Annotated in this window: 19 protein-coding genes; 13 read left to right on the forward strand and 6 right to left on the reverse strand. The window is 62.1% G+C overall.

Annotated features, from left to right (window positions below):
• The first annotated feature begins 5 nt into the window (after window positions 1–5).
• The 9 genes from sucD to FHT75_RS25590 all read left to right on the forward strand — a co-directional run bounded on the left by sucD (window position 6) and on the right by FHT75_RS25590 (window position 9,837).
• Window positions 6–908 carry a succinate--CoA ligase subunit alpha gene (sucD, locus tag FHT75_RS25550; protein ID WP_063473779.1) on the forward strand — a complete coding sequence of 301 codons (903 nt, stop codon included), beginning with the start codon at window positions 6–8 and terminating at the stop codon, window positions 906–908.
• Between the two features lie 172 nt (window positions 909–1,080).
• Window positions 1,081–4,065: a 2-oxoglutarate dehydrogenase E1 component gene (locus tag FHT75_RS25555; RefSeq protein ID WP_063473907.1), complete on the forward strand. Its 2,985-nt coding sequence runs from the start codon at window positions 1,081–1,083 to the stop codon at window positions 4,063–4,065.
• A 15-nt stretch (window positions 4,066–4,080) separates the two neighbouring features.
• The gene (locus tag FHT75_RS25560) at window positions 4,081–4,389 is read left to right on the forward strand and encodes a YciI family protein (RefSeq protein ID WP_047615578.1); all 309 of its coding nucleotides are present in this window, start codon (window positions 4,081–4,083) and stop codon (window positions 4,387–4,389) included.
• Window positions 4,390–4,428: 39 nt separating this feature from the next.
• Window positions 4,429–5,691 (forward strand): 2-oxoglutarate dehydrogenase complex dihydrolipoyllysine-residue succinyltransferase, encoded by a 1,263-nt coding sequence (gene odhB, locus FHT75_RS25565; protein ID WP_047615577.1) that lies wholly within the window; start codon window positions 4,429–4,431, stop codon window positions 5,689–5,691.
• A gap of 13 nt (window positions 5,692–5,704) precedes the next feature.
• Window positions 5,705–6,454 (forward strand): DUF4241 domain-containing protein, encoded by a 750-nt coding sequence (locus FHT75_RS25570; protein WP_063473444.1) that lies wholly within the window; start codon window positions 5,705–5,707, stop codon window positions 6,452–6,454.
• Window positions 6,451–6,978, forward strand: a complete 528-nt coding sequence (locus tag FHT75_RS25575; RefSeq protein WP_063473445.1) for a hypothetical protein — start codon at window positions 6,451–6,453, stop codon at window positions 6,976–6,978. Before FHT75_RS25570 ends, FHT75_RS25575 begins: the two co-directional genes overlap by 4 nt.
• Complete coding sequence (locus FHT75_RS25580; RefSeq protein ID WP_063473446.1) at window positions 6,975–7,727, forward strand: SDR family oxidoreductase; 753 nt, start codon at window positions 6,975–6,977, stop codon at window positions 7,725–7,727. Before FHT75_RS25575 ends, FHT75_RS25580 begins: the two co-directional genes overlap by 4 nt.
• Before the next feature lie 97 nt (window positions 7,728–7,824).
• Window positions 7,825–9,231, forward strand: a complete 1,407-nt coding sequence (gene lpdA, locus FHT75_RS25585) for a dihydrolipoyl dehydrogenase (RefSeq protein ID WP_047615572.1) — start codon at window positions 7,825–7,827, stop codon at window positions 9,229–9,231.
• Window positions 9,232–9,336: 105 nt separating this feature from the next.
• Window positions 9,337–9,837 (forward strand): cytochrome b, encoded by a 501-nt coding sequence (locus tag FHT75_RS25590; RefSeq protein ID WP_047615571.1) that lies wholly within the window; start codon window positions 9,337–9,339, stop codon window positions 9,835–9,837.
• 12 nt (window positions 9,838–9,849) lie between these two features.
• On the opposite strand, the gene FHT75_RS25595 is transcribed toward FHT75_RS25590, so the two are convergent.
• Together FHT75_RS25595 and FHT75_RS25600 are read right to left on the reverse strand one after the other, a co-directional pair.
• Window positions 9,850–10,926 (reverse strand): TraB/GumN family protein, encoded by a 1,077-nt coding sequence (locus tag FHT75_RS25595; RefSeq protein ID WP_063473447.1) that lies wholly within the window; start codon window positions 10,924–10,926, stop codon window positions 9,850–9,852.
• Window positions 10,927–11,027: 101 nt separating this feature from the next.
• Window positions 11,028–11,963: a tyrosine recombinase XerC gene (locus tag FHT75_RS25600; RefSeq protein WP_047615569.1), complete on the reverse strand. Its 936-nt coding sequence runs from the start codon at window positions 11,961–11,963 to the stop codon at window positions 11,028–11,030.
• 139 nt (window positions 11,964–12,102) lie between these two features.
• Between FHT75_RS25600 and FHT75_RS25605 the strand changes: the two genes are divergently transcribed.
• Both FHT75_RS25605 and FHT75_RS25610 read left to right on the forward strand, forming a co-directional pair.
• Window positions 12,103–13,053 carry a GNAT family N-acetyltransferase gene (locus FHT75_RS25605; RefSeq protein ID WP_063473448.1) on the forward strand — a complete coding sequence of 317 codons (951 nt, stop codon included), beginning with the start codon at window positions 12,103–12,105 and terminating at the stop codon, window positions 13,051–13,053.
• Window positions 13,054–13,067: 14 nt separating this feature from the next.
• Window positions 13,068–13,532, forward strand: a complete 465-nt coding sequence (locus tag FHT75_RS25610) for a GNAT family N-acetyltransferase (RefSeq protein ID WP_063473449.1) — start codon at window positions 13,068–13,070, stop codon at window positions 13,530–13,532.
• Here FHT75_RS25610 and FHT75_RS25615 read toward each other — a convergent pair.
• The 3 genes from FHT75_RS25615 to FHT75_RS25625 are packed head-to-tail and all read right to left on the reverse strand — an operon-like array spanning window position 13,513 to window position 17,041.
• Window positions 13,513–14,445, reverse strand: coding sequence for a dihydrodipicolinate synthase family protein (locus FHT75_RS25615; RefSeq protein ID WP_047615565.1), 933 nt, complete (start codon window positions 14,443–14,445; stop codon window positions 13,513–13,515). The two genes, FHT75_RS25610 and FHT75_RS25615, sit on opposite strands and share 20 nt — an antisense overlap.
• Window positions 14,446–14,459: 14 nt before the next feature.
• The gene (locus tag FHT75_RS25620) at window positions 14,460–15,332 is read right to left on the reverse strand and encodes an amidohydrolase family protein (protein WP_183845246.1); all 873 of its coding nucleotides are present in this window, start codon (window positions 15,330–15,332) and stop codon (window positions 14,460–14,462) included.
• On the reverse strand, window positions 15,332–17,041 hold the full coding sequence (locus FHT75_RS25625) for an IlvD/Edd family dehydratase (protein WP_063473450.1): 1,710 nt from the start codon (window positions 17,039–17,041) through the stop codon (window positions 15,332–15,334). The genes FHT75_RS25620 and FHT75_RS25625 overlap by 1 nt, the downstream gene beginning before the upstream one ends.
• Window positions 17,042–17,284: 243 nt before the next feature.
• On the opposite strand from FHT75_RS25625, the gene FHT75_RS25630 reads away from it, so the two are divergent.
• Together FHT75_RS25630 and FHT75_RS25635 are read left to right on the forward strand one after the other, a co-directional pair.
• A complete protein-coding gene (locus FHT75_RS25630; protein ID WP_063473451.1) occupies window positions 17,285–18,310 on the forward strand; it encodes a Gfo/Idh/MocA family protein in 1,026 nt (341 codons plus the stop codon).
• A gap of 28 nt (window positions 18,311–18,338) precedes the next feature.
• Window positions 18,339–19,010, forward strand: a complete 672-nt coding sequence (locus tag FHT75_RS25635; protein ID WP_028755853.1) for a GntR family transcriptional regulator — start codon at window positions 18,339–18,341, stop codon at window positions 19,008–19,010.
• A 59-nt stretch (window positions 19,011–19,069) separates the two neighbouring features.
• Here the strand turns inward: FHT75_RS25635 and FHT75_RS25640 are convergent, their stop codons facing one another.
• Window positions 19,070–20,695 carry a GH39 family glycosyl hydrolase gene (locus FHT75_RS25640; protein ID WP_063473452.1) on the reverse strand — a complete coding sequence of 542 codons (1,626 nt, stop codon included), beginning with the start codon at window positions 20,693–20,695 and terminating at the stop codon, window positions 19,070–19,072.
• Window positions 20,696–20,715 lie beyond the last annotated feature (20 nt).

A 20,715-nucleotide genomic window follows, 5' to 3' on the forward strand; every position in this document is an offset into this window, starting at 1 on the left:
CTCGCATGTCCATTCTCGTCAACAAAGACACCAAGGTTCTCGTTCAGGGCCTAACCGGCAAGACCGGCACGTTCCACACCGAACAGGCGCTCGCTTACTACGGAACCCAGATGGTCGGCGGCATCCATCCGAAGAAGGGCGGCGAAACCTGGACCGGCGCAAAGGGCGAAAGCCTGCCGATCTTCGCAACCGTTGCCGAAGGCAAGGAAAAGACCGGCGCTGATGCGACGGTCATCTATGTTCCGCCGGCAGGTGCCGCCGATGCGATCATCGAGGCGATCGACGCCGAGATCCCGTTCATCACCTGCATCACCGAAGGCATCCCGGTCATGGACATGGTGCGTGTCAAGGCGCGCCTCGACCGCTCCAAGTCGCGCCTGCTCGGCCCGAACTGCCCGGGTATCCTGACGCCGGAAGAGTGCAAGATCGGCATCATGCCGGGCTCGATCTTCCGCAAGGGTTCGGTCGGTATCGTTTCCCGCTCGGGCACGCTGACCTATGAAGCCGTCTTCCAGACGTCAAACGAAGGCCTCGGCCAGACGACGGCCGTCGGCATCGGCGGCGACCCGGTCAAGGGCACCGAGTTCATCGACGTCCTGGAAATGTTCCTGGCCGACGCAGCTACCCAATCGATCATCATGATCGGCGAAATCGGCGGTTCGGCTGAAGAGGATGCTGCGCAGTTCCTCAAGGACGAAGCCAAGAAGGGCCGCAAGAAGCCGATGGCTGGCTTCATTGCCGGCCGTACGGCGCCGAAGGGCCGCACCATGGGCCATGCCGGCGCTGTGGTTTCCGGCGGCAAGGGCGATGCGGAATCGAAGATCGCGGCGATGGAATCGGCAGGCATCAAAGTGTCGCCGTCTCCGGCCCGCCTCGGCAAGACGCTGGTTGAAGTCCTCAAAGGCTAAAACCACTTAAAGACCCGGGCGGAGGAACGGCATCTGCGCCTTCCGCCCGGCCTTGACGGTACGAGACCAGCAGATGCGCCGCGGACAGGCGGCAATCGGAATGCGGCAGCCGGCGATCGAGCCGGCAAATTCATCAAAGTCAGGAGGCGGACGGAAGCGTCCGCATATCACCATGGCACGGCAAGAAGCCAACGAGCAATTTCAGATCACCTCGTTTCTGGATGGCGCCAATGCTGCCTATATCGAGCAGCTCTACGCCCGTTATGAAGACGATCCCAACTCGGTCGACGATCAGTGGCGGTCCTTCTTCAAGGCGCTGGAAGACGATCCGAACGATGTGAAGAAGGCGGCCAAGGGCGCTTCCTGGCGCAAGAAGAACTGGCCGCTGCAGGCAAGCGGCGATCTCGTCTCGGCGCTCGATGGCGACTGGGGCATCGTCGAGAAGGTGATTGAGACCAAGGTCAAGGCCAAGGCCGAAGCTGCGGGCAAGCCTGCCGACAGCACCGAGGTGCTGCAGGCGACGCGCGATTCCGTGCGCGCCATCATGATGATCCGCGCCTACCGCATGCGCGGCCACCTGCATGCCAAGCTCGACCCGCTCGGCATCGCCGCTCCGGTCGACGATTATCGCGAGCTGTCGGCGGAGAATTACGGCTTCACGGCCGCCGATTACGACCGCAAGATCTTCATCGACAACGTGCTCGGCCTGGAATATGCGACCATCCGCGAGATGATCGAAATCCTCGAGCGCACCTATTGCTCGACGCTCGGCGTCGAATTCATGCATATCTCCAATCCTGAAGAAAAGGCCTGGATCCAGGAGCGCATCGAAGGACCGGACAAGGGCGTGGCTTTCACGCCGGAAGGCAAGAAGGCGATCCTTGCCAAGCTTGTCGAAGCCGAAGGCTACGAGCAGTTCCTCGACGTCAAGTTCAAGGGCACGAAGCGTTTCGGCCTCGATGGCGGCGAATCGCTGATCCCGGCGCTGGAACAGATCCTCAAGCGCGGCGGCCATCTCGGCCTCAAGGAAGCCGTGTTCGGCATGGCCCATCGCGGCCGCCTGAACGTGCTCTCCCAGGTCATGGGCAAGCCGCACCGGGCGATCTTCCACGAATTCAAGGGCGGTTCGGCCGCTCCCGACGAGGTCGAGGGCTCGGGCGACGTCAAGTACCATCTCGGTGCCTCCTCCGACCGCGAATTCGACGGCAACAAGATCCACGTTTCGCTGACGGCGAACCCGTCGCATCTCGAAATCGTCGATCCCGTCGTCATGGGCAAAGCCCGCGCCAAGCAGGACATGAATGCCGCGGTCTGGGACGGTGACATCATCCCGCTTTCCGAACGCGCCAAGGTTCTGCCGCTGCTGATCCACGGCGACGCGGCTTTTGCCGGTCAGGGTGTCATTGCCGAAATCCTCGGCCTTTCCGGTCTGCGCGGCCACCGCGTCGCCGGCACCATGCATGTGATCATCAACAACCAGATCGGCTTTACCACGAACCCGGCCTTCTCGCGCTCGTCGCCCTATCCGTCCGATGTCGCCAAGATGATCGAGGCGCCGATCCTGCACGTCAACGGCGACGATCCGGAAGCGGTGGTCTATGCCGCGAAGATCGCCACCGAATTCCGCATGAAGTTCCACAAGCCTGTGGTGCTGGACATGTTCTGCTATCGCCGCTACGGCCACAATGAAGGCGACGAACCGTCCTTCACGCAGCCGAAGATGTACAAGGTGATCCGCGCCCACAAGACCGTGCTGCAGCTCTATGCAGCCCGCCTCGTCGCCGAGGGCCTGCTCACTGAAGGCGAAGTCGAGAAGATGAAGGCTGATTGGCGCCTCCATCTCGAGCAGGAGTTCGAGGCTGGCCAGCAGTATAAGCCTAACAAGGCCGACTGGCTGGACGGCGAGTGGTCGGGCCTGCGCACGGCCGACAATGCCGACGAGCAGCGCCGCGGCAAGACCGCCGTGCCGATGAAGACTCTGAAGGAGATTGGCCGCAAGCTGTCCGAGATCCCGGCCGGCTTCAATGTGCACCGGACGATCCAGCGCTTCATGGAAAACCGCGCCAACATGATCGCCACCGGCGAGGGCATCGACTGGGCGATGGCCGAAGCGCTGTCTTTCGGCGCGCTCTGTGTCGAAGGCAGCAAGATCCGTCTGTCCGGCCAGGATTGCGAACGCGGCACCTTCTCGCAGCGCCACTCGGTTCTCTACGATCAGGAAACCGAAGAGCGCTACATCCCGCTCGCCAATCTTTCGCCGACGCAGGGGCGCTACGAAGTCATCAATTCGATGCTTTCGGAAGAGGCCGTGCTCGGTTTCGAATACGGCTATTCGCTCGCCCGCCCGAATGCGCTGACGCTCTGGGAAGCGCAGTTCGGCGATTTCGCCAACGGCGCGCAGGTGGTCTTCGACCAGTTCATCTCGTCGGGCGAACGCAAGTGGCTGCGCATGTCGGGCCTCGTCTGCCTGCTGCCGCACGGCTATGAGGGCCAGGGTCCGGAACACTCCTCGGCCCGCCTCGAGCGTTTCCTACAGCTTTGCGCCGAAGACAACATGCAGGTCGCCAACGTCACGACGCCGGCGAACTACTTCCACATCCTGCGCCGGCAGCTGAAGCGCGACTTCCGCAAGCCGCTGATCCTGATGACGCCGAAGTCGCTGCTGCGCCACAAGCGGGCAGTCTCCACCCTTGCCGAAATGGCCGGCGAATCCGCCTTCCATCGCCTGCTCTGGGATGATGCCGAGGTGATCAAGGACGGCCCGATCAAGCTGCAGAAGGACAACAAGATCCGTCGTGTCGTCATGTGCTCCGGCAAGGTCTATTACGATCTTCTGGAAGAGCGTGAGAAGCGTGGCATCGACGACATCTATCTCCTGCGTGTCGAGCAGCTCTATCCGTTCCCGGCAAAGGCGCTGATCAACGAGCTGTCGCGCTTCCGCAATGCCGAGATGGTCTGGTGCCAGGAAGAGCCGAAAAACATGGGCGCATGGTCGTTCATCGACCCCTTCCTCGAATGGGTGCTCGCCCATATCGACGCGAAGTATCAGCGCGTTCGTTATACCGGCCGTCCGGCCGCCGCCTCGCCGGCGACGGGCCTGATGTCCAAGCATCTGTCGCAGCTCGCCGCATTCCTCGAGGATGCATTGGGCGGCTAAAATTAGGGGGGCGCAATGGCTTATTTCTTTCTGAGACTGCTGCCGCCGCGCCCCACTTTCCCGCATGACGGGACCGGGGAGGAAATGGCGGCGATGAAACGCCATGTCGAATACTGGCATCGGCACGCCCTTGCGGGATCGGCTGTTATAGTCGGCCCCGTCTTCGAGGGTGAAGGCGCCTGGGGCATGGCAATCGTCGAAGTCGAGGATCAGGCGGCGGCACAGGCCCTCGCCGACGGCGATCCGATCATCGCTTCCGGTTTCGGTTTCCGTTTCGATATCCTGCCGATGCCCTCGATCATCTCGCGGCCACCCGCCGTCTGAAACGCATAAACGAAAACACACGAAATCAGGATCTGAACAATGGCCACAGAAATCCGCGTTCCAACTCTCGGTGAATCCGTCAGCGAGGCAACCGTCGGCACCTGGTTCAAGAAGGTCGGCGACGCCATCAAGGCCGACGAGCCGATTCTCGAGCTTGAAACCGACAAGGTGACCATCGAAGTTCCGGCACCTGCCTCCGGCACGCTTTCGGAAATCGTCGCTGCCGCCGGCGAAACCGTCGGTCTCGGCGCACTGCTCGGCCAGATCGCCGAAGGCGCTGCCGCTGCTGCCGCGCCGGCTGCTGCTGCACCGGCCGCCGCGCCTGCCCAGCCGGCCCCGGCTGCTCCCGCTCAGCCGGCACCGGTTGCCGCTGCGGCGGCATCGTCGGCAAGCGCCTCCGTCTCCACCATGCCGCCGGCCCCGGCGGCTTCGAAGATGCTGGCTGAAAACAATCTTTCCGCCGACCAGGTCGACGGCAGCGGCAAGCGCGGCCAGGTGCTGAAGGGCGATGTCATCGCCGCCGTCGCCAAGGGCATTTCCGCTCCGGCGGCCGCACCCGCCGCCCCTGCTGCTGCACGCGGCCCGTCGACGGTCGAGGATGCCTCGCGCGAAGAACGCGTGAAGATGACGCGCCTGCGCCAGACGATCGCCAAGCGCCTCAAGGACGCGCAGAACACTGCCGCCATGCTCACCACCTACAATGAGGTGGACATGAAGGCGGTCATGGATCTGCGCAACAAGTACAAGGACATTTTCGAGAAGAAGCACGGCGTCAAGCTCGGCTTCATGGGCTTCTTCACCAAAGCGGTGACGCATGCGCTGAAGGAACTGCCGGCTGTTAATGCCGAGATCGACGGCACCGACGTCATCTACAAGAACTATTGCCATGTCGGCATGGCCGTCGGCACGGACAAGGGCCTCGTCGTTCCTGTCATCCGCGACGCCGACCAGATGTCGATCGCCGAAATCGAGAAGGAACTCGGGCGTCTTGCCAAGGCAGCCCGTGATGGCTCGCTCTCCATGGCCGACATGCAGGGCGGCACCTTCACCATCACCAATGGCGGCGTCTACGGCTCGCTCATGTCTTCGCCGATCCTCAACGCGCCGCAGTCCGGCATTCTCGGCATGCACAAGATCCAGGAGCGGCCGGTGGCGATCGGCGGCCAGGTGGTCATCCGCCCGATGATGTATCTGGCGCTGTCCTACGATCACCGCATCGTCGACGGCAAGGAAGCGGTTACCTTCCTCGTGCGCGTCAAGGAAAGCCTGGAAGATCCGGAACGTCTGGTTCTCGATCTCTAAGGGAGCGCTTTCGATGCGGAACCGGATCATGCGAGCGGCGCGCCTTCTTCTTTGCGCTGCCGCCTCGCATGTCCCGGTCTCCGCATCGGCCGCCGGCTGGGACATCAGCAAGGCAAGCAGCAATTTCGACCTGGTGGCGCTCACCGATGCCGAACTCTCCGGCCGATCGATCGGCGTGATCCATATGGGCAATGTCGAATTGACGTCGGGGCGCATCGTCGCGGCCGATCCGCTCGCCCAGCCCGATCGTCCGGCGCTCGCCAGAACGGTTGCACCGGGCGAATATCCGGTGACGCTCTACCAGGCGTTCGGGCGCATCGCTGCCGCCAGCATGCGGTTTGCCGAGGGCAAGCCGGATCATTGGGAGCTTGCGGTCCTGGCCGGGCAGGATCCGGCGACGCTGAAGGACGGAGAGATTTTCGGCTATCCCGTCGATGCCGGCCTCGGCTGCTACATGGATGCCGATACGCTTGATCTGATCGGAGAGCGCGAAGCGCAGGCGCAGGCGCAAAAAACCGATGCCGACGTCAATTATTACGACGACGTGCTGGCCTCGGACCTCGATGCCAACAAGGGCGCCTATGCGCTGCATCGGCCGGTTGCCGGCAAGAAGGGCAATGTTGCGGTGTTCTGGAGCGGCTGGGGCGACGGTTTTTATCCTGTCTTTTGGGGCCTCGACAAGGACGGTCGCGCGCTGGTGCTGCTGACGGATTTCAGCGTTGTCGAGAATGCCGACGGGCGGAAGGAGCCAAAGCTGCAATGAGCGGAAAGATCGGGATCACGGCGGGGAAAGGCGTGGCTGCAATCGCAGCCGCAGTGTTTTTCGCCGCTCCGGTGTCCGCCTTTGCTGCCGCCTGCAAGCAGGAACGAGCCGTCTACGTCGATCGCGACGGCGCCTATGAATTGCGCTTTGCGCCGCTGAATTCTCCGTCGGCTGCCGCCAGCAACCAATTCAAGATCAGCGCGCTCAAGACGTCAGTCGTGATGGAAGGTTATGTCATGCCATCGGATGATCCGGTGCGGGCCATCGGCATCCTGATGTTCAACTGCCCAGAGGGTGATGCGACCGGCGCCGATCTTAATGCCTGCACGGTCTGGCAGGGCGCCGTCTATGGCATGGATGCCGAGGGCGAGATGGACAATCTGCAGCCCGAGGGCGCCGCGGCGGCCGAAAAGGTCGTTCTCCCCGGCCTTGGTCCCGCCATTCGCGAATCCAGCGCCTGGGGCGAGGGCAAGGCTATGGTAGCCCCCTGGGACGTGCTGATTTTCAAGGAGTGTGCGACATGAGCGATGCCCCCGTTGTTCTCATTACCGGCGGAAGCCGGGGTATCGGTGCCGCCGCCGCACGGCTCGCCGCGCGCCAGGGCTGGCGTGTCGCGGTGAATTACGCCGCCAACCGTCAAGCCGCGGATGCCGTCGTGGCTTCGATCACGGGGGCCGGCGGCGAGGCCGTGGCGATCCTGGGGGACGTCGGCAAGGCAGCGGATATCGTCTCGATATTTGCGGCGGTCGACCGGCATTTCGGCCGCCTCGACGGGCTCGTCAACAATGCCGGCATCGTCGACTATCCCCAGCGGGTCGACGAGATGTCGGTGGAGCGGATCGAGCGCATGCTGCGCGTCAATGTGACCGGCTCCATCCTCTGCGCCGCAGAAGCGATACGCCGCATGTCGAGCCGGCATGGCGGCCAGGGCGGCGCGATCGTCAATATCTCGTCGATGGCGGCGGTGCTCGGTTCGGCGACGCAGTATGTCGATTATGCCGCCTCGAAAGCGGCGATCGACACGTTCACCGTCGGGCTGGCGCGCGAGGTTGCCGCCGAGGGCGTCCGCGTGAATGCCATAAGGCCGGGTGTCATCGAAACCGACCTCCATGCTTCCGGCGGTTTGCCGGATCGCCCGCGCGAGCTGGCGCCGTCGATCCCGATGCAGCGGGCGGGCACGCCCGAGGAGGTGGCCGATGCGATCCTCTATCTTCTGTCACCTTCGGCTTCCTATATCACCGGCGCGATCCTCAATGTGAGCGGCGGCCGTTAGAGCGACAGGGTGAAAACAGCATGCAGCATATTCTCGAATTCCTCGGCCTGACGTCGCGCGCGGCCGATTAAACGAAAAATCCAAAGGGAAAGAAACAATGTCCTACGATGTGATCATTATCGGAACCGGCCCGGGCGGCTATGTCTGCGCTGTGAAGGCAGCCCAGCTCGGCCTCAAGGTCGCCGTCGTCGAAAAGCGGGCGACCTATGGCGGCACCTGCCTGAACGTCGGCTGCATTCCGTCGAAGGCGCTGCTGCATGCCTCCGAAATGTTCCATCAAGCCGGCCACGGGATGGGCGCTCTCGGCATCGACGTCTCGGCGCCGACGCTCAACCTCGGCAATATGATGGCCCACAAGGATGCGACGGTGAAGGCGAATGTCGACGGCGTCGCCTTCCTCTTCAAGAAGAACAAGATCGATGCCTTCCAGGGCACCGGCAAGGTCGTTTCGGCCGGCAAGGTTTCCGTCACCGCCGACGACGGCAAGGTGCAGGAGATCGAGGGTAAGAACATCGTCATCGCCACTGGCTCGGACGTCGCCGGCATTCCCGGTGTGCAGGTCGAGATCGATGAAAAGACCATCATCTCGTCCACCGGCGGCATCGCGCTGGAGAAGGTGCCGGAAACGCTGATCGTCGTCGGCGGCGGCGTCATCGGCCTCGAGCTCGGTTCGGTCTGGTCGCGCCTCGGCGCCAAGGTGACGGTGGTCGAATATCTCGACACCATCCTCGGCGGCATGGACGGCGAAGTCTCCAAGCAGTTCCAGCGCATGCTCGCCAAGCAGGGCATCGATTTCAATCTCAGCGCCAAGGTCACCGGCGTCGAAAAGGGCGACAAGGGCGCCAAGGTCACGTTCGAGCCGGTCAAGGGCGGCGACAAGGTGACACTCGACGCCGAAGTCGTGCTGATCGCCACCGGCCGCAAGCCCTATACGGCGGGTCTCGGGCTGGAAGAGGCCGGTGTCGTGCTCGACAATCGCGGCCGCGTGGAGATCGACGGTCACTTCAAGACCAATATCGACGGCATCTATGCGATCGGCGATGTGGTCAAGGGTCCGATGCTCGCGCACAAGGCGGAAGACGAGGGCGTGGCGCTTGCCGAAATCCTCGCCGGGCAACATGGCCATGTGAACTACGAGGTCATTCCGAGCGTCGTCTACACCCAGCCGGAAATCGCTTCCGTCGGCAAGACCGAGGAAGAGCTGAAAGCGGCAGGCGTCGCCTATAAGGTCGGCAAGTTCCCCTTCACTGCGAACGGGCGCGCCCGCGCGATGCTGGCAACCGACGGCTTCGTCAAGATCCTTGCCGACAAGGAAACCGACCGGGTGCTCGGCGGCCATATCGTCGGCTTCGGCGCCGGCGAGATGATCCACGAGATTGCCGTGCTGATGGAGTTCGGCGGTTCGTCGGAAGATCTCGGCCGGACCTGCCACGCGCATCCCACAATGTCGGAAGCGGTCAAGGAGGCTGCGCTCGCGACCTTCTTCAAGCCGATCCATATGTAATCTTACATATTCGTAACAAAGCATGCAGCCGCTTGCCGTGAGGCAGGCGGCTGTTTTAATTGTTGCGCATTGCAGAATTCAAATATCGGACGAAGGTGAGGAAAAATGGAGCAGCCGTCCATTGCGGGTTACAGCCTGAGCCAGCGTTTTCTTCACTGGGCGATCGCGCTGCTGATTTTCTTCAACCTGCTGTTTCCCGATGGCATGAATACCTGGCGTCGGCTGATACGCAGAGGCGAGGTGCCGACGCCGGAACAGATTTCGTCGGCGAATATCCACGCCTATGTCGGCATCGCCATCCTGCTGCTTGCCGTTCTCAGGCTGGGACTGCGTTTTAGCAAGGGCGTGCCGGCCGAGGTCGCGCAGGAGCCGGCGATCTTCCGTCTTGCCGCCAGGCTTGCCCATGCCGGCCTCTACATCCTGATCTTCGCGATGCCGCTTTCTGGCATCGCCGCCTACTACTTCGGCATCGTTCCCGCCGGTTCGTTCCACGCGGATATCATGAAGGTTATTCTCTGGGCGCTGATCGTGGCGCATGTCGCCGGCGCCCTCGTCCATCAGTTCTATTGGAAAAGCAACGTGCTGCGCCGCATGACGCTCGGCTGACCGTCGGCGGGTTCAGTTTATCGCGGTGACGGTAAAGCCTTGCTGGCGCAGCAGTTCGATGACGCCGTCCTTGCCGGGCAGGTGCAGGGCGCCGACGGCCATGAAGACGTTGCCGCCGTCGAGGATGGGAGCGGCGCGCTCGGCCATCACCTTGTTGCGGTCGAGGATGACGCGCTGCTCGAAGGCCGCATAATCGTTGGTTTCGCCTTTGTCTTCCGGTGTTACCGTTTTCAACATCGGCATCGTCAGGCCGATGTCGCCGGAGAGGTAGAGGTCGGTCATCGTCTCGACGACATCGCTCATCTTGTCGCCGAGTTCCAACGTCTCGATCAGCGACTTCAGATGGAATTCGATCGGCAGATCGGCCATGGCCTGGATCTGCTCGGCAAGGGTTTCCAGCCCCTTGACCTGTTTGCCCTGAGCAACGGCGTCGGTGGCGATCTTCTGGTCGAGGAACTGCACGCCTTTCGCCTTGCGGGCGATTTCGCAGGCCGGCAGGGCGACGGCGCTCGAAATCATCCAGGGCCGCATGCGGGAAACGGCACCGAGCGGAATGCCGCGCTGCTTCAGCCCGGCTTCAAGGCGCTTGTAATCTTCGGGAGAAAGCAGCTTGTCGATCGTCGTGCCATCGGTAAACATCGTCAATTCAGGCTTTGCGAGCAGGGCTGCGGTTGCCTTCCGCTCGTCGAGGATCTCGTCGGATTCGATGATGATCGTGCCGGCGGCGTCATGGGCGGCCTGGGCGCGGGGCGGCAGAGCCAGCACGCGCGGATCGGTGACATGCATGCTGCCGAGCAGCCACGAGGGTGCCAGTCCCGGCTTTTCGATCTTCCAGAAAATGCCCTTGCCATTCGGCGTGGCGTCGGCTTCCTTCAGCGCCTCGGCGTAGCGGGCGGGATCGTTCTGCTGCAGCTCGACCATCAGGTTGCGGCCGGCGCAGGCCGCCTCTTCGGCCGCCGCCGGCCTTGCAGCCAGGAAAGCGACAAACAGCGCGGCAAGAAGCAGCATGTGAAAGGCTGCAATCAGCCAGAGCAACAGATGAGCCGGCACTGCGAGGTAAGACGTCCGGCGGCCGATTGATGTCGTCATGATGGGTGTTCCGTCACATGCTCTGGTGGCTTCATGCTCTACGCCCGGCTTGCGCATATTCCTTTAAGAGAATGCGTTAACGAAAAGTTGCGAACGAAAAGTTACGCGCGCGGATGCGCCCGATCATACACCTCGAGCAGCCGCGACGCATCGACGCCGGTATAGACCTGCGTTGTGGAAAGGCTGGCATGGCCGAGCAGTTCCTGAATGGTGCGCAGATCGCCGCCGCCGGCAAGCAGGTGGGTGGCAAAGGAATGGCGCAACGCATGCGGTGTCGCCGTCTCCGGCAGGCCGAAGGCGCTGCGCATCTTCTGCATGGTCCGCTGAATGATCGCCGGCTGCAGCCTGCCGCCGCGGGCGCCGCGAAACAGCGGTTCGCTACTTTCGAGGTGATATGGGCAGAGCGCGCGATATTTCTCGACCGCGTCGAAGACCACGGGCAGCAGCGGCACCAGCCGCGTCTTGTTGCCCTTGCCGGTGATGCGCAGTGTCGTCGCGCCCTTCTGCAGGTCGGCGGGAACGAGATCCAGCGCTTCGGAGATGCGCAGGCCGCAGCCGTAGAGCAGCGTCATCACAGCCGCATCGCGCGCGGCGATCCAGGGTTCGTCATGGAGCTGGGCTTCGTCGCTGACGACGGTGATCGCCTGGGTATCCGAGAGTGGCTTGGGCAATGATTTCGGCTGTTTCGGCGAGCGTATCGCGGCAGCACCGGCGGCATTGACCAGGCCCTTCTTTTCGAGATGGCGCAGCAGCGAGCGAAGGCCGGCGAGATTGCGGCCGAGCGATCGGGCGCCGGAACCCTGCTTGCGTCGGGCGGCCAGGAAGGCGCGGAAATCGGCGGGGCGCAATTCCCTGATGTCGCCAAGCGTCGCCGGTCCGGCGAGGTGGCCGGTCAGAAAGGTCAGAAACTGGCGGGTGTCGCGTTCGTAAGCGTCCAGCGTGTGCTCGGAAAGACGGCGCTCGCGGGCGAGGTTTTCGAGCCATGCGGCCCGCTCCGCCATCAGGCGCGGATCGGCGATAACAAGCAGTTCGTTCACGTCGCGAGCCTTGAATTTGCCTTCAAGTCCGCCAATTTGAAGCAGGAACGGTTATGGAATTGCTAATGCCGGCCAAGCCTTTGTCATCCTTCGATCATATTGTACTGCGATAGCTTATACCCCATAGACAGGATCTTTCATGGCACGGCGCGATTCCATGACGGCTTTCGGACAGCTCGCGGAAGCGATCGCTCTCGTTTCACAGGGAAAGCCCGGTCATATCGTCGACACGCTGATTGCCGAACGCGGCCAGAGGATCGTCAAAAATCCACTCTGGCCGGTGATGCGACCGTTCCTCTACACGCTGCTGCGCTACAACAAGGCGCTCGAATTCGCCAATGCGGTTGCGAAAATGCCGGGCTTCCAGTCGTTCGAATATCTGAGCGACGTGCTGAAACTCGACATCGGCATCGTCAATGGCGAACGCATTCCGGAAACCGGCGGCTTCATCCTCGTCAGCAACCATCCGACCGGCATCGCCGACGGTGTTGCCGTGTTCGATCTCCTGAAAGCACGCCGGCCTGATATGATGTTCTTTGCCAATCGCGATGCCATCCGCGTCAATCCGCGCTTTGCCGAGATGATCATTCCCGTCGAATGGCGGGAGGAGCACAAGAGCAAGCTGAAGGCGCGCGAGACGCTGCAACTGACGAACCATGCGGTGAAGGAGGGCAAGGCGACCGTGCTCTTTCCCTCAGGCCGCATCGCCTATTGGGCGAACGGCCGGCTGAACGAACGCCCATGGAAGACCTCGGCCGTCGGACTGGCGCGCAAATACAATCTGCCGATCCTTCCCGTCCATATGACGGCGCGCAATTCCGGCCTGTTCTACTGGCTGGCGAAATGGTCGACCGAGCTTCGCGACATGACGGTGTTTCACGAGCTGCTGAACAAACGCGGCGATCGCTTCGATTTCGTGATCGGCAATCTCATCCCGGCCGAACATCTGGACGGCGACCTCACCGAGGTGACGAAAGCGCTGGAGAAACATACGGTGCGTGACATGGCGGTCGATGGTGATGCGACCTTCGCTCCGGTCGGCCTGCCGGATGCGGCAGTGCGCCGCGAGATTCCGGTCCCTGCAGCCTAGATTCGCGCACCACCATGACAATCGATATCCGCATGATCCGCGATCGATTGCCGCAGCAGATCGCAGATCTCGAAAGCGAGGCCCGGCAGGAAGGTTATCGCCATATCACCCGCCTTATCGACGAATGGTCGGCCGGCGATGTCAGGTTCGAGGGTAACGGCGAAAGGCTGCTCGGCGCTTATGTCGATGCGGTGCTTGCCGGCGTCGGGGGCATGACCGTCGAAGCGGCCATGTCGAGGGCGTTGCGGATGCGGCGTTTCTATATCAGTCCCGCAATGCGCGGGCGCGGCATCGGCCGGATGCTTGCCCTGGCACTGCTCGACCATGCGCGGTCGTGCTGCTGCATCGTCACCGTTCATGCGGGAAACGATGGCGCGGCGAAATTCTGGGAGTCGCTCGGATTTCAGGCCAACGGGCAGTGCGGACACACACATCGTTTCGATCTGCATGGGTCGAGCTTCACGCCCCGATCTCGTTGAGGCGGATGGCCTGGCGCGCCAGCAGCCGCTCGACATCGGCAATATCGAGCGCCGACAGCCCGGCGCCCGGCTTGCGCAGGGCGGCGGACCTGATCACGCCGCGCTTGGCGAGCACGTATTTGCGCGAGGCAAGGCCGATGCCCTGCTGCTGTTCATAGCGGGCGAGCGGCAGATAGGCATCGAAGATCGCATGGGCGCGATCGGGATTTCCGGCCGCATAGGCCTCGACGACGCCGACCATCATCTCCGGATAACAAAAGCCGGTCATGGCGCCATCGGCGCCGCGGCCCATCTCTTCGGGCAGGAAAAGCCCGCCATTGCCGCAAAGGATGGATATGCGCCGCATGGCGCCCCTGTCGCTGGCAGCGCGAAGCGCTGATATTTTCGAAAGACCCGGCCAATCCTCGTGCTTGAGCATGACGCAATTCGGCACCTCGTTGACGATGCGCTCGATGACCTTGGGCGCGATCGTCACATTGGTGGTGAGCGGATAATCCTGCAGCACGAAGGGCGTATCGCCAAGGGTTTCGCCGACCGACTGGTAGAAGGCGAAAGCCTGATCGTCAGTCTTGACGGTCCAGGGCGGCGCGACCATGACGCCGGCAGCACCCGCCCCCATGACGGCTTCGGCGAGTTCGCGCATCGGCGCAAGTCCGGGCGCCGAGACGCCGACAACGACGGGAAGGCGCCCGTCAAGGCGCTTCAGCACCCGTTCGACCACGGCCCTCGATTCCTCGGCGGTCAATTTCGGGGCCTCGCCGAGCTGACCAAGCACCGTCAGCCCGGTGACGCCGGCGCCTTCGTAGAAATCGACCATGCTGTCGATGCTGGCGAGATCGAGAGAGCCATCATCGGTGAAGGGGGTTACGGCGATCACATAGACGCCCTTGGCATCTTCGGTCAGTCTGGCCATTCGTGGTCTCCCATTCAGCGGCCGAAGAACAGCACTTCGGCATTTCGAACAAAAATCTTTTCGGCAGCCGTGGGATCGTCGATGGCGGCCTGCATGGCCTCGATCAACTCGGCGTCATCGGGCATGCCATCCCATAATTCGGTGTGCGGCCAATCGCTGCCCCAGAGCAGCCTCTCCCCATGGCTCGCGGCAAGCGTGCGGGTGACCTCGGCGAAGCCTTGGTCGTTCGTCTCCTTCGTCAACCGATAGGGCGCGGTCACTTTGACATAGGCATCAGCCGCGTCCATCAGCCTTTTCAGCGCATCGACATGCCGTGGTCTCGTCTCTGTGGCAAGCGGAATGAAGCCGAGATGATCGACAACGATGGGCAGGCGGATGCCGGATAATGTTGCCGGAAGATCGGGAAGCTGTTCGGGATTGATCTGCAGTTGCAGCGACCAGCCGAAAGGCGCAATCCTTTCCGCCAGTGTCCTGGCGGTAGCCAAGGGAAGGCCGCCCTTGTTGCGTGTGTTGATCCGCACTCCGCGCACGCCGTGCCGGTGGAGCCGCTCGATCTCGGTCTCTCCAGTTTCGGGATCAATGACGACGATGCCGCGCAAACGGCCCGGAAAGGCGGCGAGCGCTTCCAGCAGCACGCTATTGTCGAGGCCATAGACGCTTGGCTGTACCAATACGCCCTTGGCGATGCCAAGGTTTTCTGAGAATTGGATCCAGTCGGCAATCGTCGCGATGTCAGGCGTATAGCTGCGCGGGGTGTTGAGCGGAGCGTCGGCGCGAAAGACGTGGAAATGCGTATCGACCGTGCCTTGCCGCAGTGCCGGCCGCGGCAAGCGCGCCAGTTGCCGGCGGGGCAGGCAAAGCGGGGCCTCTATATCAGCGGTACTCATCATGCGTCGAGCTCGTCGCTTTGCAGGAAATCGAAATCGGCGCCTTCGTCAGCCTGGAGCACGCGTTCCTGATAAAGTTTTGCATAGCCGCGCAACGGGGCAGGGGAGGGTCGGTCGATGATCTCCAGCATGCGGCGATCGAATTCCGCCTCGTCGATATCGATGTCGATGCGCCGGCCCTCGACATCGAGGCGAATGCGATCGCCGGTACGGACGATCGCCAGCGGGCCGCCATCGGCGGCTTCAGGCGCGATGTGGAGGATGATCGTACCGAAAGCCGTGCCGCTCATCCGGGCATCGGAAATCCGCACCATGTCCTTCACGCCCTGCCGGGCGAGTTTGCGGGGAATGGGTAGATAGCCGGCTTCCGGCATGCCGGGCGCGCCTTTCGGCCCGGCATTGCGCAGGACCAGAACATCGTCGGCCTTGACGTCGAGATCGTCGCTGTCGATGCGCAGCGTCATATCCTCGACGGAATCAAAAACGACGGCGCGGCCAATATGTTGGAGAAGATCCTTGGAGGCGGCGGATTGTTTGATGACGGCGCCGCGCGGCGCAAGATTGCCGTGCAGGACGGCGATCGTGCCGATCGGCTTTAACGGTTTCTCGACGGTGCGGATGATCGTCTGGCCCGGCTCGTCGACGACGTTGTCGATAATCTCGCCGATCGTCCTGCCGTAGACCGTCGGGGCGCTGCCATCGATTTCATGACGCACCGCCTTCAACAGCGCCGGGACGCCGCCCGCCTCGTGAAACTGCTCCATATAATGCTGGCCGGACGGCTGCAAGTCGACGAGCAGGGGTATGCTCCGGCCCAGCCGGTCGAGTTCGGCCATGTCGAGGCGACGGCCGAGGCGGCCGGTGATTGCGGCAAGATGCACGACGGCATTGGTCGAGCCGCCCATCGCCTGCAACGCCACGAGGCCGTTGCGGATCGCCTGTGGCGTCAGGATCTCGCGCACCGTCGGGGCGGCCTCATCCACGGCGAGCCGTGCGGCGACACGGCCGGTCTCCTCGGCAAGGCGGACGCGTTCGGATTCGACGGCGGGTGCCGAACCGGCGCGGGGAAGGCAGAGACCCATGACTTCGGTCAGGTTCGCCATTGTGCTCGCCGTGCCCATCACCGTGCAGGTGCCGATCGAGCTGGCCAGCTTGTTATTGACCTCGGTGATCTCGGCCTCGTCGATCTCTCCGGCGCGGAAGCGCCCCCAGAAACGGCGGCAATCCGTGCAGGCACCAAGCCGTTCGCCCCTGTGGTGGCCGACGGCCATCGGACCGGTCGGCAGGAAGATCGCCGGTATCTCGCTGCTGGCAGCCGCCATGATCTGGGCCGGCAAGGTCTTGTCGCAGCCACCAATCAGCACGACGGCATCCATCGGCTGGGCGCGGATCATCTCTTCCGTTTCCATCGCCATCAGATTGCGCAGATACATCGAGGTCGGCGAGGCAAAGCTCTCGTGGATCGAGATGGTCGGAAACACCATGGGCATCGCGCCCGCCAGCATAACGCCGCGTTTGGTGGCCTCGATGAGTTGCGGCACATTGCCGTGACAGGGATTGAAATCGCTGTAAGTATTGGCGATGCCGACGATGGGACGGTCGAGTGCATCGTCAGAATAGCCCATGGCCTTGATGAATGCCTTGCGCAGGAAAAGGGAGAATCCCTGATCGCCATAACTCGTCAGCTTGCGACGAAGACCGTTCGACAAACCTGTTCCTCCCTCGCCAACTTGACCATGGCCAATGTGCTGTCAGCGTAGTGGGATATGGAGGATTGTCAATAAATAAGATGGCGTCACCATATCGTATTTTTGGATATCTTCAGCGATACCCATAAGTTTCCAAGGAAATATCGATCGATCGTCGCCTTATTTTGATGAGTCGATGATTGGCTTTCATGAAGAAGCCGGATAGATTATTGATAAAATGAACTTGAAGCAGAGGGAAGCGCCATGACGGGGACGAGACGACGGCGTATCGGAATGGTCGGCGCCGGCTGGGTCAGCGCCTACCATCTATCGGCATGGAGGCGGCAATTGCATCGCGCCGAGGTCGTGGCGATCGCCGACCCGTCGCGGAGCACGATCGAGGCCCGGCTGGCCGCCTTCGAGGTCGCGCGCAACTATGCGGGCGCTGAGGCGATGCTGGAAGCCGAGCAGCTCGATGCCGTCGATATCTGCGCGCCGCGGGAGTTTCACGCCGAACTGGTCCGGCTGGCGGCGGCAAGGGGGCTCGATATTATCTGCCAGAAGCCGCTCGCCTCTTCCTACGACGAGGCTGTTCACCTGTTGGCAGAGCTTTCCGGCAAGGGCAGGCTGATGATCCACGAGAACTGGCGGTTCCGCGCCTATTATCGGCGGCTGAAGGCATGGCTCGACGAAGGACTTGCAGGCGATGTCCGTCAGGCGCAGTTCGAATTCCTGTCCAGCGGCATGCTAGCGGATGCAGAGGGGCGAAGGCCGGCGCTGGTGCGCCAACCCTTCTTCCGGACGCAGGAGCGGCTGCTGGTCATGGAGGTCATGATTCATCATCTCGATACGCTGAGATATCTTCTGGGCGAGATGGAGGTGGTCGGTGCGCGGCTTGAGAGGAGCAATCGCGATATCGTCGCGGAGGATGTGGCATGCGTCGTCCTGCGCCGGCTGGGCGACGGCGTTCTTGTCACCGTCAACGCCAATCTCGCCGCGCATGGTGCTCCGCCGGTGCCGCGTGATCACTTACGCATCTTCGGAACGCGCGGCACGCTCGAACTCCAAGGCAATCTGCTCTTAGCGCAGGGTGCGGAGCAGCGCCGGGAGAGCTTCGATCTCGACGAGACCTACCAAGGCGCTTATGACGCGACCATTGCGCATTTCCTCGACAGTCTCGATGGAAAGGTCGCGATGGAAACATCGCCGGGCGATAACATGAAGACGCTTGCTCTTGTCGAGGATATCTATCGCTTGAGCCGGTTCGACCCGGAACGCAATCCACGGTAACATGGCGCGCCCGTCAGAGGAGATGACATTGCAGACGCTCAACGAAAGCCGCGAAGACGGCATCGAGCATGATGATCTAAGCATTGCCCGCGCGCTGGAGGAGGACATTATTTTCGGCCGGCTTGCGCCCGGGACCCGTCTGACCGAAGACGCGCTTCTAGCCCGCTTTCACGTCACGCGCCATTTCGCCCGCCAGGCGATCGTGCAGCTCGAGACGATGGGTATCGTGGTTCGGGAGCGCAACAAAGGGGCGACCGTCCGCTCGCTGACTGCTCGCCAGGTTCAGGAAATCTACGATGTCCGTGAGTTGCTGCAACGGCAGGCTGCGCTGTGGATAAAGCTGCCGGCACCTGAAGCGTTGATCGAGGAACTGCTGGCGCTGCACGAGGAGCATGGCCGTCACGTCGAATCCGGTTATCTCAGAGGCGTGCACGAGGCCAACGACAAATTCCACCTGACGCTTTTCGGCGCCTGCGGCAATGCGCATCTCGTGCAATCAATCGAGCTTTATATGCGTCTCAGCCTGCCCGTGCGCGCCAATTCGATGTCGAGCAAGGAGTCGCTGCGCATCTCGCATGAGCATCACCGGCTGATGATCGAGATGCTGCGCGGCACTGACAACTGGGTTCTCGCCCAGCTCTGTGTCGACCATCTGCAGCCCAGCAAGAAACGTTATCTCGCCTATGTCAGCGATCATTGACGCGGCTAGCCGTTTGAAGGGGAGCGCATCGTTCGATTGCGCTCCCTTCGCCTACCGGCTCACCAATCGAGGCGCAGCAGAGACACGCCTTGACGCGGTAGGGAGACCTTGAGGACGATCTTGCCGCCATCAACCTTGACCGATGCCTCGTCGATCTCGGCGAGCTTTCCCGACGCTTCCAGCCTGGCATAACCTTCGCCGGTCGGATTCTGCGGCTTGCCCATCGCCGTCCAGACGCCGAAGGCGTTGGAATGTTCCTCGTCCATTCTGAAATGCCTGAGTGACGCGGACTTGTCGCCCCAGCCGTCGAGATTGACCGAAATGTCTGCGGACGGCCCGGCTTCATCATCGTCGTGATAATGCCAGAGCAGAATGGAAACGCCCTTATCGTCGCGGGTCGCCACGACATTGACATCGGGCTTGCCGCGCACGCCGTGGTTCATGATGTCCTCGATGTCGCGGCGATAATCGCTTTCCGATTCCAGCCACTCGCCGCCGAGTTTGCCGAGCATGCGGAAGCCATTGAGAACGGCCTTGTCGACGCCGTTGGTCGCAAGATCGCGGAAACCGTCGAAATAGGGCTGGTCGTCGAAGAGGAAGGCCCAGGTGACCGCCCCTTCGATATGGATGTTGGCGCGTCTTGCAAGCTCATAGGTGCGGATCATACTCTCGACGATATAGACGCCGTAGAGCGGACCATTGCGATAGCCGTTCTGGGGATGGACGCGTGCAGAACAGGCCGCGCAGCCTTCCGGATCGGATTCGCCGATTACCACGGGCAGGTGCCGGAGTTCCGGAAATTCATTGATGATGGCAAGGTTTGTCTCGATGTCACGGAGCTGTTTGTGCAGGCCCATCCGAACGTGACCCTCATAGATCACCGGATTGCCCTTGGCGTGGAAAGCGAGGAAATCGATTGGCGACTTGTTTTCGACGACATGCTTGAGGAAGGCACGCAGGAAGGTCTGGGCCTTTTCGTTGGCAAAGGCGCCACAGGTATGCGGTCCGCCGACACGGGCATTCGGCAAGGCACGCTTCAGAGCCTTGGCGCTGACATCATACATTTCGCAGAATTGCGGGATGGTGCCGATCCAGTAGTGACCGTCCGGCTCGTTCCAGACTTCCCACGGCCAGCTTGAAACGACGGCCTCGCCATATCTTTCGGCGAGATGGCGCGCCCATGCTTCGATCAGGTCGCTCCATTTCTTCAGGTCCTTCGGTGGAGCCGTCCAGCCGGTGGTGATCGTCGCGTATTTATCGGCCGGCTCCCATTCGTGACGGTAAGGACCGTCGAAATCGGAGAGAGCTTCCGGTGTGAAGCCGATCTGGATCAGCGGAATGTTGCCGGCTTCGACATAGGTGTCGAAGATCCTGTCGATGATCGTCCAGTCGTAGACCGGATTGCCGTCAGCATCCTCGGTATAGGCATTTGTCGAACCCCATTTGAGGGCAGGCAGGCCGTCGCCGCTGGTCAGAAGATTGTGCGCGCGGATGCGGGGCGGTTCGGGGCTGAGTTCTGTGAGTTCCTTGAGCAGCTTCCTGCCGTGTGGGGAGTAAGTGTAATTCGGCTCGTCATAGCCGAACCAGTTCCACAAGGGTTCGTATTTGCCGGTCGGCCGGTTGGCGTGAACGGAGATCGTCACGTCATAAGGGCTGCTCATCGTAGTGTCCTCTTGAACGATCATGCCAAAGCCCCTCCCGAAAG

The sequence above is a fragment of the Rhizobium sp. BK112 genome (genome assembly GCF_014193215.1).
Classification (GTDB): Bacteria; Pseudomonadota; Alphaproteobacteria; order Rhizobiales; family Rhizobiaceae; genus Rhizobium; species Rhizobium anhuiense.